The sequence below is a fragment of the Pseudoalteromonas sp. Ps84H-4 genome, from assembly GCF_024124645.1.
GTDB lineage: Bacteria > Pseudomonadota > Gammaproteobacteria > Enterobacterales > Alteromonadaceae > Pseudoalteromonas > Pseudoalteromonas lipolytica_C.
In genome coordinates, this window is record NZ_JAMXSK010000018.1 from 47,033 (window position 1) to 61,168 (window position 14,136).

General features: G+C 42.3%; 21 protein-coding genes. 3 read left to right on the forward strand and 18 right to left on the reverse strand.

Annotated features, from left to right (window positions below; genetic code table 11):
- Window positions 1-35: 35 nt before the first annotated feature.
- The 18 genes from NH454_RS15395 to NH454_RS15480 all read right to left on the reverse strand — a co-directional run bounded on the left by NH454_RS15395 (window position 36) and on the right by NH454_RS15480 (window position 12,828).
- Window positions 36-2,297, reverse strand: a complete 2,262-nt coding sequence (locus NH454_RS15395) for a hypothetical protein (protein ID WP_253039579.1) — start codon at window positions 2,295-2,297, stop codon at window positions 36-38.
- Window positions 2,298-2,308: 11 nt separating this feature from the next.
- A complete protein-coding gene (locus tag NH454_RS15400; protein WP_253039581.1) occupies window positions 2,309-2,818 on the reverse strand; it encodes a hypothetical protein in 510 nt (169 codons plus the stop codon).
- 90 nt (window positions 2,819-2,908) lie between these two features.
- Complete coding sequence (locus NH454_RS15405) at window positions 2,909-3,214, reverse strand: hypothetical protein (RefSeq protein ID WP_253039583.1); 306 nt, start codon at window positions 3,212-3,214, stop codon at window positions 2,909-2,911.
- Between the two features lie 87 nt (window positions 3,215-3,301).
- On the reverse strand, window positions 3,302-3,538 hold the full coding sequence (locus tag NH454_RS15410) for a hypothetical protein (RefSeq protein ID WP_253039584.1): 237 nt from the start codon (window positions 3,536-3,538) through the stop codon (window positions 3,302-3,304).
- A 9-nt stretch (window positions 3,539-3,547) separates the two neighbouring features.
- Window positions 3,548-4,387 (reverse strand): hypothetical protein, encoded by an 840-nt coding sequence (locus NH454_RS15415; RefSeq protein WP_128081059.1) that lies wholly within the window; start codon window positions 4,385-4,387, stop codon window positions 3,548-3,550.
- A complete protein-coding gene (locus tag NH454_RS15420) occupies window positions 4,371-5,894 on the reverse strand; it encodes a hypothetical protein (RefSeq protein ID WP_253039585.1) in 1,524 nt (507 codons plus the stop codon). The genes NH454_RS15415 and NH454_RS15420 overlap by 17 nt, the downstream gene beginning before the upstream one ends.
- 134 nt (window positions 5,895-6,028) lie before the next feature.
- Window positions 6,029-7,720 carry a hypothetical protein gene (locus NH454_RS15425; protein ID WP_253039586.1) on the reverse strand — a complete coding sequence of 564 codons (1,692 nt, stop codon included), beginning with the start codon at window positions 7,718-7,720 and terminating at the stop codon, window positions 6,029-6,031.
- Entirely contained in the window at window positions 7,720-8,295 is a 576-nt protein-coding gene (locus tag NH454_RS15430; protein WP_253039587.1) for a phage protein Gp27 family protein, read from the reverse strand. Before NH454_RS15430 ends, NH454_RS15425 begins: the two co-directional genes overlap by 1 nt.
- 1 nt (window position 8,296) lies before the next feature.
- On the reverse strand, window positions 8,297-8,593 hold the full coding sequence (locus NH454_RS15435) for an ArsR family transcriptional regulator (RefSeq protein WP_253039588.1): 297 nt from the start codon (window positions 8,591-8,593) through the stop codon (window positions 8,297-8,299).
- Entirely contained in the window at window positions 8,577-8,747 is a 171-nt protein-coding gene (locus tag NH454_RS15440) for a hypothetical protein (protein ID WP_253039589.1), read from the reverse strand. Before NH454_RS15440 ends, NH454_RS15435 begins: the two co-directional genes overlap by 17 nt.
- Window positions 8,747-9,100, reverse strand: coding sequence for a DUF2730 family protein (locus NH454_RS15445; RefSeq protein WP_253039635.1), 354 nt, complete (start codon window positions 9,098-9,100; stop codon window positions 8,747-8,749). The genes NH454_RS15440 and NH454_RS15445 overlap by 1 nt, the downstream gene beginning before the upstream one ends.
- Window position 9,101: 1 nt before the next feature.
- Window positions 9,102-9,323 carry a hypothetical protein gene (locus NH454_RS15450; protein WP_253039590.1) on the reverse strand — a complete coding sequence of 74 codons (222 nt, stop codon included), beginning with the start codon at window positions 9,321-9,323 and terminating at the stop codon, window positions 9,102-9,104.
- Window positions 9,320-9,892: a glycosyl hydrolase 108 family protein gene (locus tag NH454_RS15455; protein ID WP_253039591.1), complete on the reverse strand. Its 573-nt coding sequence runs from the start codon at window positions 9,890-9,892 to the stop codon at window positions 9,320-9,322. The genes NH454_RS15450 and NH454_RS15455 overlap by 4 nt, the downstream gene beginning before the upstream one ends.
- Window positions 9,893-9,977: 85 nt before the next feature.
- Complete coding sequence (locus tag NH454_RS15460; RefSeq protein WP_253039592.1) at window positions 9,978-10,280, reverse strand: hypothetical protein; 303 nt, start codon at window positions 10,278-10,280, stop codon at window positions 9,978-9,980.
- 87 nt (window positions 10,281-10,367) lie between these two features.
- Entirely contained in the window at window positions 10,368-10,874 is a 507-nt protein-coding gene (locus NH454_RS15465; RefSeq protein WP_253039593.1) for a hypothetical protein, read from the reverse strand.
- 92 nt (window positions 10,875-10,966) lie between these two features.
- A complete protein-coding gene (locus tag NH454_RS15470) occupies window positions 10,967-11,455 on the reverse strand; it encodes a hypothetical protein (protein WP_253039594.1) in 489 nt (162 codons plus the stop codon).
- Window positions 11,456-11,708: 253 nt separating this feature from the next.
- The gene (locus NH454_RS15475; RefSeq protein ID WP_253039595.1) at window positions 11,709-12,434 is read right to left on the reverse strand and encodes a hypothetical protein; all 726 of its coding nucleotides are present in this window, start codon (window positions 12,432-12,434) and stop codon (window positions 11,709-11,711) included.
- 19 nt (window positions 12,435-12,453) lie between these two features.
- The gene (locus NH454_RS15480) at window positions 12,454-12,828 is read right to left on the reverse strand and encodes a helix-turn-helix transcriptional regulator (protein ID WP_290442627.1); all 375 of its coding nucleotides are present in this window, start codon (window positions 12,826-12,828) and stop codon (window positions 12,454-12,456) included.
- Window positions 12,829-12,951: 123 nt separating this feature from the next.
- Here NH454_RS15480 and NH454_RS15485 point away from each other — a divergent pair, with 123 nt between their 5' ends.
- The 3 genes from NH454_RS15485 to NH454_RS15495 are packed head-to-tail and all read left to right on the forward strand — an operon-like array spanning window position 12,952 to window position 14,136.
- Complete coding sequence (locus tag NH454_RS15485) at window positions 12,952-13,224, forward strand: helix-turn-helix domain-containing protein (RefSeq protein ID WP_253039597.1); 273 nt, start codon at window positions 12,952-12,954, stop codon at window positions 13,222-13,224.
- A 47-nt stretch (window positions 13,225-13,271) separates the two neighbouring features.
- Complete coding sequence (locus tag NH454_RS15490; RefSeq protein ID WP_253039598.1) at window positions 13,272-13,643, forward strand: hypothetical protein; 372 nt, start codon at window positions 13,272-13,274, stop codon at window positions 13,641-13,643.
- Window positions 13,636-14,136: a hypothetical protein gene (locus NH454_RS15495; RefSeq protein ID WP_253039599.1), complete on the forward strand. Its 501-nt coding sequence runs from the start codon at window positions 13,636-13,638 to the stop codon at window positions 14,134-14,136. The genes NH454_RS15490 and NH454_RS15495 overlap by 8 nt, the downstream gene beginning before the upstream one ends.

A 14,136-nucleotide genomic window follows, 5' to 3' on the forward strand; every position in this document is an offset into this window, starting at 1 on the left:
AACCGTGTCATCCAATCACCAGAGGAACCAAGGAATTAAAGAACCAGCGCTTTAGTCGCACCACGGTAGTCAGTACATTGACCACCGTAAATGTGGCGGATTTTCATCGTGGTTTGGTCGTTCGTGAACACAGTGCCCACGTTTTGCATGTCTTGCGTGAAAATCTCAGGGTTTTCCATGCCGTCTAAAAAGCCCATTTCAAAGTTGGCAAGCTCACTAGGGTCGGTCATTAAGCCCCAATCATTTGGATCAGTCGCACCAGGCACACGCAGAATTTCAAGGTTTAATTGCTGCGCAAAACCCTTGTCGTTATTTTGCATGCGTTGGAACAAGTCAAAGGCTGCATCTACATTACCCAGCGAACACAACAAGAACGCTGGCTCAATTTCTAGCATCTCGCCAGTATCAAGCTCTTGCTGGTTCATAATGGCGCGCCAATGCACCATTAACTCTTCCTGGCTTAGTGCAGCACTAAACAAGTTGTTATGATCAGCATGAAACAGTGCTTTACCATCAGGGGCATTGCGGTTGTTTAGGTAGAAATCCCACGCAAATTTGCTAAGTGTGCGCGCAGCGGCACGAGCCAGCTTATTAGGAATTTGCGTAATGATGTTGCGGTCATCATTTTTAATCATTTCCATAGTAATGGTTGCTAAGCCACCTTTTTTGCTAACGCGATACTTCGCGTTGCTATCAGTTGGTTTTGCAAGCTCTTGGTAAGCGCCGCTCTCAAGCACATCTTGTAGGTCGCCATAGCCACCCCATTCAGTCACATTCTGATCTTTAAAGTCAGTTGCAGTACCAATGCGGAACACTTTGCGCCATAACTGGTATTTTTCTAAGCTGCTGTACACTTCAACTACTCGGCGGTTAATTACATCGGCCAGCACATTCGGTAAGCTATCACTATCAAGCGCTTCGACCATTCGCGTGCGGCTACAGTCGTTTAAACGACCTGTACAGTGCTTATCACCCGTCAAATCAATGTAAGCTTCTTTTAAGCTCACTACGTCTTTATTAGCCGGATCAAATAGTGCGGTAAGCAGCTCTACACCGCTTGGGTTATCTGAGTATTGCGCGCCTTCAGGCATGTTCACTTTGCCCGACTCAGTAAACTTGCTTAAATAGCTAATCTCACTATCAATCAGCTTTTGCACCTTATCAGTGCTTACGTCTTCGCTGCTTTGCACGCTTTCTACCAAGCGCGTTTTGGCGGCGTCTGGCAAAGTCGACTTATTAATTAAAGCCACAGCACTTTGCTTTGCTTCAACCAAACGCTGGCTGTCTGCAATCACTTTGTTTACGTCTGCAAGTGTTAAGCCTGTACCTTGGCCTGCATCAGGGGCACCGTGTTTAGCCAGTGCTTCAGTTAATTGCACAATGGCTGTTTCATCATCTTCAGCTGTCACAGATGCTGCAAGCTGAGGGTTCGATTTTTTAAGCGCTTCGAGTAGGCGCATTAGTTGTTCATTCATGACATTGCCTTGATTATGAGCTTCTTTAAATGACACGATCCGACCACCTGCACCAGGTACCATGATCAAATCGACGGAATTAACTTTGAGGAACTTCTTAGCTGTGCGGCTGCCCTTTTTACCAGAGGCCGTACCGTCCACATCAATACTTAAACCAAACAGGTCTTGCATATTGTTATCAACGGCTTCGCGCAATTTTGTGGCATAACCCGAGCTTTCAAGCACAGTTAAATCAGCCTGCAGTGCACCTTTTTTACCTGCGCCAACACCTTCAACAAATTGTGCATTGCTGAACTGGCCAATCAGGTTATTAAAGTGTTGGGCAGTGCCTTTAAGATGGTCGTCATCAGACTTAACCATGCATTTAGCACCGTTAAACAAAGGGGCTGCTTCACGCAGAACGTGGGCAGGATAGTCAACACCATTTAAGCTTTTACCCACCTCAATCAAGGTCACTAAAAACTTACTTGGTTTAACATTACTGGCTTCAATAAACTTAGTTTCGTCATACCAGGCTTCGGTTAACTTAACCACGTCAGAGGGTTTGTACTCTTTGACGACTTCAATGGCGTTTTCAAACGTCACCTGATTTAACTCACTCACCGCATAAGGGTATGCCCAGTAGCGGCCATCTTTACGAACCACCACTTTGTCAGCATAAAAAGCCGTAATATCAACCCAGCTATCACGCGAGTTAGTTGCCAGCAACTTACGCAGCTCTGCAGTCACAAGCGTCATCACATCGTGATAATCAGATGATTTAGCCTCAACAAATGCGCGATTGCCTAAAAAGCCGGTTCCTGTTGGTAAAAGGGTCAACATAATTTAGCCCCTTACTTAGCCGCAGCTTTAGCTGGCGCTTTTTTTGTTGCTGCAGCGTCTTTTTCAGCTTGCTCTAAAAGAGCTTTAGCTTGAGCTTTGGCCTTAGCAATAATGTCATCAGCTTCAGCTGCCGCTGCTTTTGCCTTTGCTGCCGCTTCTTGTTCTGCTTTAGCTAACAATGCTTGAGCAGCATCATCAGAGGCGTGTGCAAGCTCACTGGTATTCTCACCATCACTGGCAAGTACCGCTTTAGCAAGGTCTGCAACAGCAAGTACACCTTCAACACGTTGGCCTGCTTTAGTTAACGCTTTAACAACGCCTGTTTCGCGTTCAACTTTATAGTCGAACACTTCATCTGGCTTAACTTGGCGGGTTTGTTTTTTGGTAAGCGTGTTGCCACGTTCATCGGTTTTAGGTTTATTATCGTCGCCTAAGTCAACGACTTCTTCGTATAGCTCAAGCGCTTTAGATGCAATTTCTAAAACAGCATGGCCTTTAGTAAGTAAAGCAAAAAGACTCATTATGTTGCCCTCAATGGTTGTGAATATGGCTAATGAGTCTTTAAGGTAAGGGGTTTTGTTGAAGGGCTAAATTAAAGGGTTTTAGGAAAATTAAGTGAGTTCATTTCCCCAGTCCATGGGTTTAACGCCGCTTTTCTCGATTAAATCAGTAAGGTCGTTTTCAATATCGGGTATCAAAATAGGCTGATATTCATCAAACAATGCATCGTCTTCATTTCTAAAGGGGTCATCTAACTTTTCAATAATTTTTACATGGTATTGTTGGGGTTCACTTTCAAAGCTGGGTTCTTTCCACAAATACAGTAAATCGCTATGTTCATTTATAAGTATTAGTAATGCCGCTGCCGAATCTTTATTTTTTAATACTTGTTGCCAAACGCTTTCTAATTGGTCCATTTTTAACGAGTCCTTATGATGGCTAATTCAAAATAATAAAAGTCCCTTTAAAATAATAACGACCTTGCCATCATAATTACACATGTATTAACTATTTTTTGACGAGTCCAACCAATCAACTTCAGGTATCACTTTTTTTACTTCAGCTAAGTAAATATACATGGCGCATAGAGGCCATAACAAAGCCCATATGAATACCTTTTTAACGAAATATCTTGGAACAGATTCATTTTTTCTCACACATTCTTCTGCGGCCACTAACCAACCAGCAAGAGAAAAACCAAACCCTATAAATAAATACGCATATAAAATTAATAGTGTCATTTCTATCTCCTAAGTTTTTACTGTCAGATTCGGATCAACTTCCCAGTGCTTCATCACTGGTACCGTAAAGCAGCTACAATTGACTGTTTCCTTTGCCGGCGCTTTGGGGTCATGAGGGTGCATCATCTTAATGCCCCCAATAGTAAAAGGTTCATTTGCTGCAGCGCGAGTATTGTTTGCGGCCAAGTGACTAACGCGGTGTTCTTTACGCCGACCTAAGCGCCACTCTTTTTCCATGCCTGGTACTGCATCACCAATTTCGTTCATGCGCATATGGCTTGCTGTGTTATACAAGCGGCTAAGCTCAGTGTTTACAATCGCCTTAGCGCGCCACATTTTTTTCTCGCCTAAACTTTCTGCTATGGCTTTTTTAGCGGTTTCGCTATCTTGCGCCCCCATCATCACAAGCCCAAGTTGCGATCGAATATAATCAGCCTTACCGCTTAACACATCTTTAATTCGGTCAACCATAAAATTATCAATGGCCACAAGCTGACGATGCTGTAAAAGCTGCGTCATAGCATTTACCGTTACACCACCGGCTTTTAGTGGCGCATCAATTAAATTAATACCTGCTACCCAAGTAGTTTGTGAAAAGGCTTTAATTTGTGCGGCGCTTCGCTCACCCAGTTCAAGCATCACCTGGTTAATTTGCCCCTGCAATTTGCCATAGTGCCATTGCTGCCAATCTGTCGGCTGTCCTTGTAAAATGGTTTGCGTGTTTTCTTCAGCAAGCTCAAGCAAACGCAACAGCGAATCCCAAAGCCCTTGCTTATTTTTAAGTAGCGCTTTGAGCTGTGCTGTACGGGCTTTATTAAAGGCCTTGGTTCGTTCACTCGGTGTCATCATCTACGCCTGCATCAATTGCACCATCAAACTCTTTAAATGTGTCGGCCTTTACCTGGTCTTTCGCTTTTTGGGCAATAGCAGCTTGCGCGTTTATAAGCTCTTGCTCAGGGTCAATCTCAACACCTAATCGGTCCGCAATTGATGCAATCACACTTAACCCCGTTTCTTCGGTCATAATGCCCTGTGTAATCCCAAGGTTTACCGCTACCACAACTTGCTGCAGCGCAGCAGCATAACGGCTTATATCTTTGGCAGTCATTTCTGGCATCACCACCTTTGACTTAAACACATCAGTTTCAACCATGCGGTCAGGCTCAATGCCCATGGTTGCTGTGTAGTATTGGCGAATAACAAAGGTCGCTATTTCGTGCAGCATATAAATAATGTAGCGCTGGCGCATAGCAAGTATTTTAAATGTCGGCTCGGCCATGGCTTCGCCGTTCGCACGGTTAACGTCACCCCCATCAGCAAACCAACTTGGTGGCATAGTCGCACCACCGAGCATGTGGTTTCTAAATAATTTTGCTAAGGCTTCGGTGTCGCCAGAGCCTAAGTTGGGGCTTTCTGCTTTCCACTCTTCCGAATCGTTATGCACATTTGCCGAGCCTGGTCTTGGCGGGTTGCTTTGAATTTCTGCTGCTCGAGCATTTACTTTATTTTGGTCAGCGCCTTTTAAAGTAACATCCCACACAAACGCCCGGGAGTTTTCAGCACGATCGCCTTCACCAAAAATAAAGTCGTCGTATAAATCTAAAAAATCACACTGCGCAGTTAAATCAGAGTTGCCCCGTCCGTGGGCGCAAAAGCTGTTAATTGAAAAATAAAAAATATCGCCATCATTAAAACCTTCACGTAATCGCTGCGTTTGTTTGGTAAACACCGATTCTGGTCCATTGATGATCACTCTATAAATGTATTGTCGGCCATTTGTCATACGCTTGGTTTTTACACCAACCGGTTGCTCTGGATTGCGAGGGTCGTAAATAACTTCCTCAACATGTGCAGGGTCTAGGTAGCTTAATTGCACTTCGCCACTAAGCGGATTTACAAAGGCAGGGTAAAACTGCTCGCCAAATATCGACAGCTCACGCACTTTCTTTTCAAGCTTAATAGCCATGTTATTAATTGGGTGTGTCCAAAATGCATCGATAACGGCTTGATAGTCTTCATCATCATTCGTGACTTTTACGCCTTCCGCCAATAAATACGCGAGCGGTAACTCAATAATGCGGTTAGCAATCATGTTACTTTGCCAAAGGTAAGGCGCTATTTTGTTCATACGTGCGCGGGTTGGCCCACTTAAGTTACGATTAGAATCACCAGACAGCTTTGAATATAAGTGGTCATCAGCATCAATTGAGCCAGCCATAGCACCTGCTGCTTCTTTAAATGTGGTAGCTGATTCATTTGCAGCAGTGTTGCTTGCAATTGTTTCAGTAACAATTGCCGCAATTTTTGCTGCAAATTCTGCCTCTTGTTTTGCCTTGCGCTTTTTTGAACCAAACATAGCTTTTTAACCCTTTTGTAAATCTTTTACATTTGCCTAGGCGGCGCTAAATAAAATTTTCCGTGCAATGGCACTCAAAACACATTGCAAACGCTTAAAATCGCTCTGAGAGCGTCACCCTTAGTTTTTGATTTTTACCCAGACTTATCTGTTAGCACTTGGCCACTTTCATTTACGGTTCGATAGTTAAAGTCATCGCCACCTAAACTAATCCAAGCAAGTTGCTCATTTCTAAAGTTGCCAATAAATATCCATTCAGAGCCGTTAAAGTACTGAAGTGTTACTTTGTTAGTTGGAGCCAAATAGCCAATTGCTCGTCTAAACAAACCGCCTGCACGTGTTCGGCCTTGCAAGCGAGATGGTCGGGTATTCATTGAGTTTTCAGCTTTAGGCACATTGACACCTGCAGCTGGCTCGCCCTCTTCCAAAGTGGCGGCATTTACCAGTACACCCGCAACGGCAGTATCGCCGTGTCGCCATTTACCATCACTGCCTTTGTCGCGGCCATCATCCATTTTTGGCTGGCCTTTATCTAAAATAACGCGCCGATGATCAGCCACTACATCTTCACTCTCAGGCACGGTAATTAATTTGCTCTCGAGCGCAGCTTTATATTTAGGGAAAAATTGGTTGTACCAAGGCCGCGATAACATCACGCAATCAATTCGGCTTTCGCCATAACGTTGCATGGCTTTTTCTGCCAACGATTGGCCATTACCTCGGCTATCAAATTTGCCGTGAAAAAACAGCGGCACATTATCGAGCAGGTAAAAGGTAATTTGCTCTTGGCAATCAAACGGAATGTTTCTTAACTCAATTAAAAATGGCGTGTGGTATTTAGTAGGGCTTTCTTGCTGCATAAGCCATTGCACACTTAAGTCACCGCTTCGGCCAAAGTCTTGCCCGAACACAGTTCGTTTACCTGGCATGGCATCAATTAACGGTTTAATTGTGTCTTTCAGCCAATCATCAATTATGCGAGTACGCTCAGGGTTCGTAACAAAATCATCCGGCTTTTCTAAGCGAACTACTTTGCTATCTGGGTGCTGGCAACGTTCAACCAGCATACGGTTAATGTAAACACCACCGCCGGCACTTGGGATCACATCAAGTTCTTCTGCCGCACCATCACCATAAAAGTCGTATATTTCTTGCGCCCAGGCATCTTCTTTTTCTTGAGTCCACTCTAGGCCCTTCATAGCACAAATACGCTTATACAAGCCTTGGCTTAGCGCTTCTCTAAATGTTGTGCGGTAAACCTTGTATGGTTTTTTCCCTGCGCGACATTCTTTAATAAGTAAGTTAAATGGGTTTTCTTCACCATCATGGGTGCTGATAATGCGCACCTTACCGCCCCAAATTAACAGGGCAAAAGCGGCTTTAATAAGTTCATCTAAATTATCGTGGAATGCAGCTTCATCAAGTATCACGCGGCCTTGTTTACCACGTAAGTTTGATGGCCGAGAACTCAGCGCAATAATTCGAAAGCCACTAGCAAAGCGAATTACATAAGTAAGAATATCCTTACCTTCATCAGTAATAATTTCTTCGCTTACGTCATCACACACTTCGTTAAAGCTTTTAGCCCAGTTCGCACAGTCACGAATAAACTCTTCGGCCATATCTTTGTTATAGCCGATGTACCAGCAATCCATGCCGCCAGCTGCTTTACTTGCCGCAGCATCAAGTACACTCGCTGCTGCCTCGCCCCAACTTAAACCGATACGGCGCGACTTTTCATAAATGATAACGGGCGACTGGTCCCAAACATATTCAGCCTGGTACGGTAATAAAATCGACGTTAACTCTTGTGTGTCCATTGCCATTACAAACGCTCCCCAGCAATGGCACGGCGTATTAATTCAATATTGCCAGAACTTAAGCCTGCGGTTTTAGCTGCACTTTCAGCTTGCTCTTGTGCCTCGGCTAACGCTTGTTTTCGGGCTTTTTCAGCAATTTGTTTTTCTAAGTCAGCGTTATAGTTTGCACTGCGTTGCAACCGGCTAATACTTAAAACCAAATCACCAAGCGTTTCAGGATCAATCGGATCTTCTTGGCTCATTAAATTAGAGGTCGTTTTAAACGCAGCGCTTTGCAGTAGGTTCATTAACACTCGGCCAGTATCACCAATACTCGATAAATCGCATTGTTTCGATAGCGCCTCAACATAAGCCTGGCTTTGTTTAATATCGTGGCTAATTTGTTCAATACGCTTTTTCTCACGCCAAACCGTATTGTCATCAATTGACTCAACATCGGTTTGCTCACCACTTATGTTCGCCAGTTCGTCGTTAATCGCATCGGCAATTTGCTGGCAAGTGTATTGCTTAGTGCCTAGCATCTCGCGCAAGTTTTCACGTATATGCTCAGGTAAGCGCTCAATCTTATTGCCGCGTGCCATGTTAGTTGCCTCCTGGTGCTGGGCGCTTAACACCGTCAACCGACTTACGGCCAGTAGCAACATCAGCGCCTTGCTCAGTAATCCGTGCAACCAAGGTTTTATCACCCACCACATCAATCGTGAGCAAACCCACATCTTCTAAAAAGCGCATATGGGCACGCACTCTATCGCGGCTAATATTGTGGCCATAGGTTGCTAATACACAGCTCAACATACTGCAGTTAGCGCTATAGCCTGCCGCCTCGTTTAAGGCGCGCAAAATAACTAAACGCTGATCAGCATCAAATAGGTTTTTCATTGTCCTCACCCTTAAAAAAGCGCTCATAAATAAACGCAATAACAAACTGGCCTAACGAATAGCCAACTCGAAAACACACGTACATGAAGAAAAAGAACCCAGCGATTAACAGGCAAAGTACAAACCACATCTCGATTTCATGTTCATTTGGCATTACTCTTTTCCTAATATTTTTGACTGAACGATTAACTGCAGCGGGTGCTCAATGCGTGTCAGAATGGCATGCAATTGTTTGGTTTCTCCCTGCAGCTTGGTAACCTCTTTTGTAAGTTCAGTGACATCATCCGGTAACCCTTCAATCTCAACCTCTATGCGCTGGACTGTTTCATTGATTTTTTTAATATCAATGTTCTTCACATACGTTTGCTCTACCGTTTGTAAGCGCTTGTCTTGTGCCGTCACATCATCCTTGCTAGCAAATGACTTTTTAAGTGCGTATACAACAACAAAAAAAATTACCAGCACAGCTCCTTGCACCCATGGGTACCATTTAACTATTTGGTTCATATCATCCACGGGGGTTACTCCTATTTGTTTTTGCTGTATTTGCAATGCGGGCTTCGGCTTCAAGGCGAACACCGCTAATTGAGTGCCAGCCTTTTAAAAATGCATTAACTAAAGTGGGGTCGCCCACAGGGCAAATGCTCTGTGGGTCTGGGTTGGTACCATTTTGGTAGGTGCTAATTCGCATGGCTCGGCCACGCTTAACGTATTCAGGGTAACTTTTCATTTGTCACCCCATACTTTTAAAACTCGCTTAGCATAATCAATGCGGTTTTCAAGCTTAAATAAGCGACGATGCCAGCCAAATAAAAACGCAATTTGGCTAGGATCATTAACTACAATACGGCTGTATTTGCTGGCGCGGCGTGCAAAGTAGTCAACCATTAAGTTAGTTTGGTTTGCGTTAATGGCTGCAGCAAAGGTGCGTGAACCCAATATGCCATCAACCTTTACTCGCAATACTTGCTGCAAAAGCATATTGGCCAGTGGCACGCCATGGTTAATAGCTGAATCTAAATGCAACATGGCTAATTCATATAAACCATACTCAGCCAGTTCTTTAGCACGGCTACCGCGCCAAAAATCACGATGGTAAATGCGCATGGCTTGAGGCCATGTCAAATTAGCTATATCAACATTCGGGTAAGCAGCTTGGCTTATGCCATACCGCGTTCGCCCACCTTTGTCGGCGCTATGATCAGAGTCGCCTCCTTCTGCCTCATATATCCAGTCCATGCAAAATAAAAACGCACGGCTGTAATTCGGGGTAAGGTCGGCAAAGTTTTGTGTTTTCATAGCGCCAGTGTGGCGCTATTTACTGAGGGGCTAAATTAAAGGGTTTTAGTAAAAATGAATGGGGAGGAAATGTTTAATGATAATGTTATTGCTTAAGTAACTGCTCAACTAACTCATCAGTATCACGGCAATAGTCAATTATTAATTCCTGTATTTGTTGATCAACATGCTTACTTGAACAGTTTTGCTTTTTGAGTGCTTTACGCTCTCGATTAAGTCGAGCCATGGTTTTACGGAATTGCCGCTCTTTAGCACTGTATCGAATACCGATAATCACCCACAAATACCGCACCAGTTGATACCCAGCGTGAAATAAATACGGCAAGCACAAAGCAATACCAACAAAAAATATAACAAGAGTAATGTGCTCAGAAAGCTCAGGGGTCATGGTAATTAATTAGCTATACAAGAGTGCTTTTTAGTCTATTGGTTGCAAGTCACATCCGCAAGAGTTAAATGATCGCCACCAAATAGACTAATAGCCATAATATTTATTGCTAAACCTAACTGTTATTGGCACACCATCTTGCTCACAGGCCACACTAATCTTAAGTTTTTCATTATGATCATAATAAACAGCTAAATGGGTTAATCTAGTTTGCGGATCTAAGTTAGCCACATTTACAGCTACTGCATCCAACATCACAGCAGGATCAAAAGATTCATTTAGGCTGCAAGGGGTTGTTTCAAGCATGCGCACCTCAGAGTATGTGATAATGCCATCAGTAGCTTCATAGAGAATATGATGTTTATCTGTTTCAACTTCGATATTACCAACCGCATTTGGTTCGACTCCCAAAATTTCACTCACCGTTTCAACCTTAAAATTATGGTATTTATAGGGACGTGTAAATTCTGAGTCTACAAATGATATTGGCGGGGGTGTTGGTATCGCAGCAACAGGCGCTTGTTTTGTGTCTTTACCACACCCTACCAACATAGCACTTATTAAAAATGCTAAAATAAAATGCTGTTTGGTCATATCAAATTCCTTTTAAAGAGTTTAACCATTGTTTTACCAATAGCACCGAAATGAGTTAATGAAGGTAAACTCTGAGAATCACTAGAACAAAACTAATAACCATAATACTTATGGCTAAACGCCACTATAAATGGCATCCCGTCTTGTTGACAGATCACTCTCACTTTTAACTTTTCGTTATGGTCATAATAAGTCGCAACATGTGTCATCCTCATTTGAGGTTCTAAGCGCCTAAAATCTACTGCAACAGCGTCAAGCAGAACGATAGGATCAAATTCTTGTGTTTGGCTGCATGGCGCAGTTTCTAATAGAGCAACTTCTGAATAAGTAATAACACCATCATTACTTTCATATCGCGTTTCATATTGGCTTGTTTTAGTAACTATTGAACCGTTGGCATCAGGAGCTACTTTTAAAATGTCACTCGCTGCACTTACCCTAAATTTAAGAAACCGATAAGGGCTAATAAATTCAGCGGGCGGTGGAGTAAGCTTTAATTTTTCTACTTTAGTTTCCTGCTTATCACAACCAAGTAGTACACTACTTATAACCAGCATATAAATTAAACCGTGCTTTATCATGTGAAATTCCTTTTAATTAATTATTTTCTTACTTACTCAAAAAGAGGTTAATAAAACATAAATAATTTTGCGACTTTCATTATCTTTATTAAACTTCGTCACGGTTCCACACTAAGAAATTAACACATTAAAAAAGGAAACGTTTCCCTTCCATAAAAAAATAAAGTCTTTTGATACAATACGTTAACTAATTTACAAAAATGGAAACGTTACCTTTTATTAAGTTAAACAGTCTCTACATATCCATACATGTTTAATATGAGTGCTTTTTCTTTTCAATTGCCACCCAATTATAAATTTGTACTAATTGATCATTACTAAGTTCTGTTAATGATGTAACGCCAAAATGGCGTTCCATATAAACTAAACGCTTTAGCTCAAGTTCATACTTTTTTGAATTGGTATGGATATATTTATATTTTCGTGAGCGCCAATCTGGCGCATCTGTAGCATTACTAGCTTTATCCAAACGACCTATTGTCTGACGTAAATAACTTATAGCCTGCTCAAAAAGTTCTTCTTTTAGTAGTTTATAGGAGGTACATTCAAACTTGTTTTGAAATGTGCTCCAAACTGCACCATAGCTACGTGGTTTATCTTTCACATGTTTTTCAAGTTTAACTATTTCAGCAACTAGTTTTTTGATTTGCTGAGCCTGGGCATCACTAATATGCTCTTCACCAGGTATAATCTTATTTACCCTCATCGCAGATTTAGAATTATTAAATATAACATCACCTGCGACCTGTATATTACCGTTACCATAAATAGACTGATGAAGATGCTTATTAAGGCTGTCGGTATTAGGCTTATAAGTTTGTTGGTTATTGTCCCCTGTAATTTCTTGGTTAGGCGTACTTCCATAATTTTGTGTACTAACTTGAATATTATTATGACCTTTTATAACTTGCTGTGCCTGAGGATTATCGTTATCAATAACTAACTTTAAAGATTGTTTTAATTTATTTTTTTTATCCATGCTCGCTTCCTTTTTGAGCCTACGACACTAACCGTAAATGCCGCTGTATTTTTTCTGGGGTAATACTTTGTGCATCTTCTGTATATTCCTCATAGAGTACGGCTATGATCTTTGCCTTTTGTACTGCACTGAAATGACGCTTAGTTTCTGAAATAACTTCTTCTAGTATTTCTACACAATCAGCTAATGCATTTTCATCAATAGATGAACGAATACCCGTAACCACAAAGTTAATATCAAAACCAAGCTTTGATAACTCTTTTAATTTGTCTGAAGGAATCGGATTCCCAGATTCCCAACGTGTATAAGTAGAACGCCCCACATCAATACATTTCTGTACTTCTGACGCAGTTATTCCGAGGCGTTTTCTTTCCTGCTGCAAAAAACTACCCATATATGGTCACTTTAATGTTGACATGCCCACATTTGGGCACTATATTTAAATCGTCTTAACAAAACCTTTTGCTTCTGTTCGCCAAAACCATGCAAAAGGTTAATTACAAAAAGGTAATGTACTATGAAATCACAAGAAATAAAACAAGCTATCAAAGCTAAAGGTTACACTCTTTCTATGCTTGCAGATGCACTAGAAGTAAACCTTGCCACTGTATCGGGTGTGGTTTGCGGCCACACTCAATCCCGCCGTATTGCAGAGGCTATAGCTAAGCTCATCGAAAAACCCATTCATGTTGTATTCCCAGATGTTGACTCGTATGCACAACCAAAGCTGCTAAAAGGTGCATCACGCCAACAAGGCGTAAATGAACTTAAACAATTACTCGCCTCATAAGGCTTAAGTAACCAATTCAGAACTAAGTCAACCAAAGGACCAGAACCATGATTAAAATGCGCTCGTCGCTGCTCACACAACCACAGCAAGGTCAGCAACTGATTGCTACGCTGCTTATACAGTGTGCGCACAGTAATACGCCGCTGCATATACCGCTTGCGGCTCAAGTCAATAATCAAATGCTTAAGTGTTACAGCACTACAAGCCGTAAACGTAATGTTGGGCATGGGTTTATCGTCAATACAGAGCCAAACCAACACATTTTGTACAGTGTAATTTTGCATGTTTTCCCCTCAAGTTACGGTGTTTTATTCAGCCTAGTGTTAAGGGGTATTAAATGTGAAGTTCTAAAAATTGTTTATTTTTGGAATGTGGTTTTTGCCTGCTCAAGCTTGCAAATTGGAGCATGTTATGACTAAGCCAAAACGCCGTCAGTGGGGCCGTATTGTTGCGCGAAGCCTGCCTGAAGCCCTTCAGCTATGTAAAGAGCATGCACAAGCGACACGTCAAATGAGCGTACCACGTATTGCAGACCGCACAGGTATTAGTACTGATATGCTTTATAAGCATTTAGGCAGCGGCGATATGCCCACCAGCTTACTGATTCCTTATATGGCAGCTACTGGGCGCGAATACCCGTTAATGTATATGGCACATAGCCTAGATAAACTCATTGTGGATATGCCCAAAGGCAAAAAGCCTAGTAGCAGTAACCTTACACACTTAAATCAATTCGCTAATCAAGTGATCGGTATGGTTATGCAGCTAGAAGAAGGTGCAGGCAATGCACAATATGTCGCAGAACAAATCGTGCTGCTTATGCAACAACTCGCCTATCAAAAACTTGAAGCTGAAAAGCTAGATGAACCGCAAACAAGTTTTGACCTCAGCCCCGATCCAGAACGTCTCTAA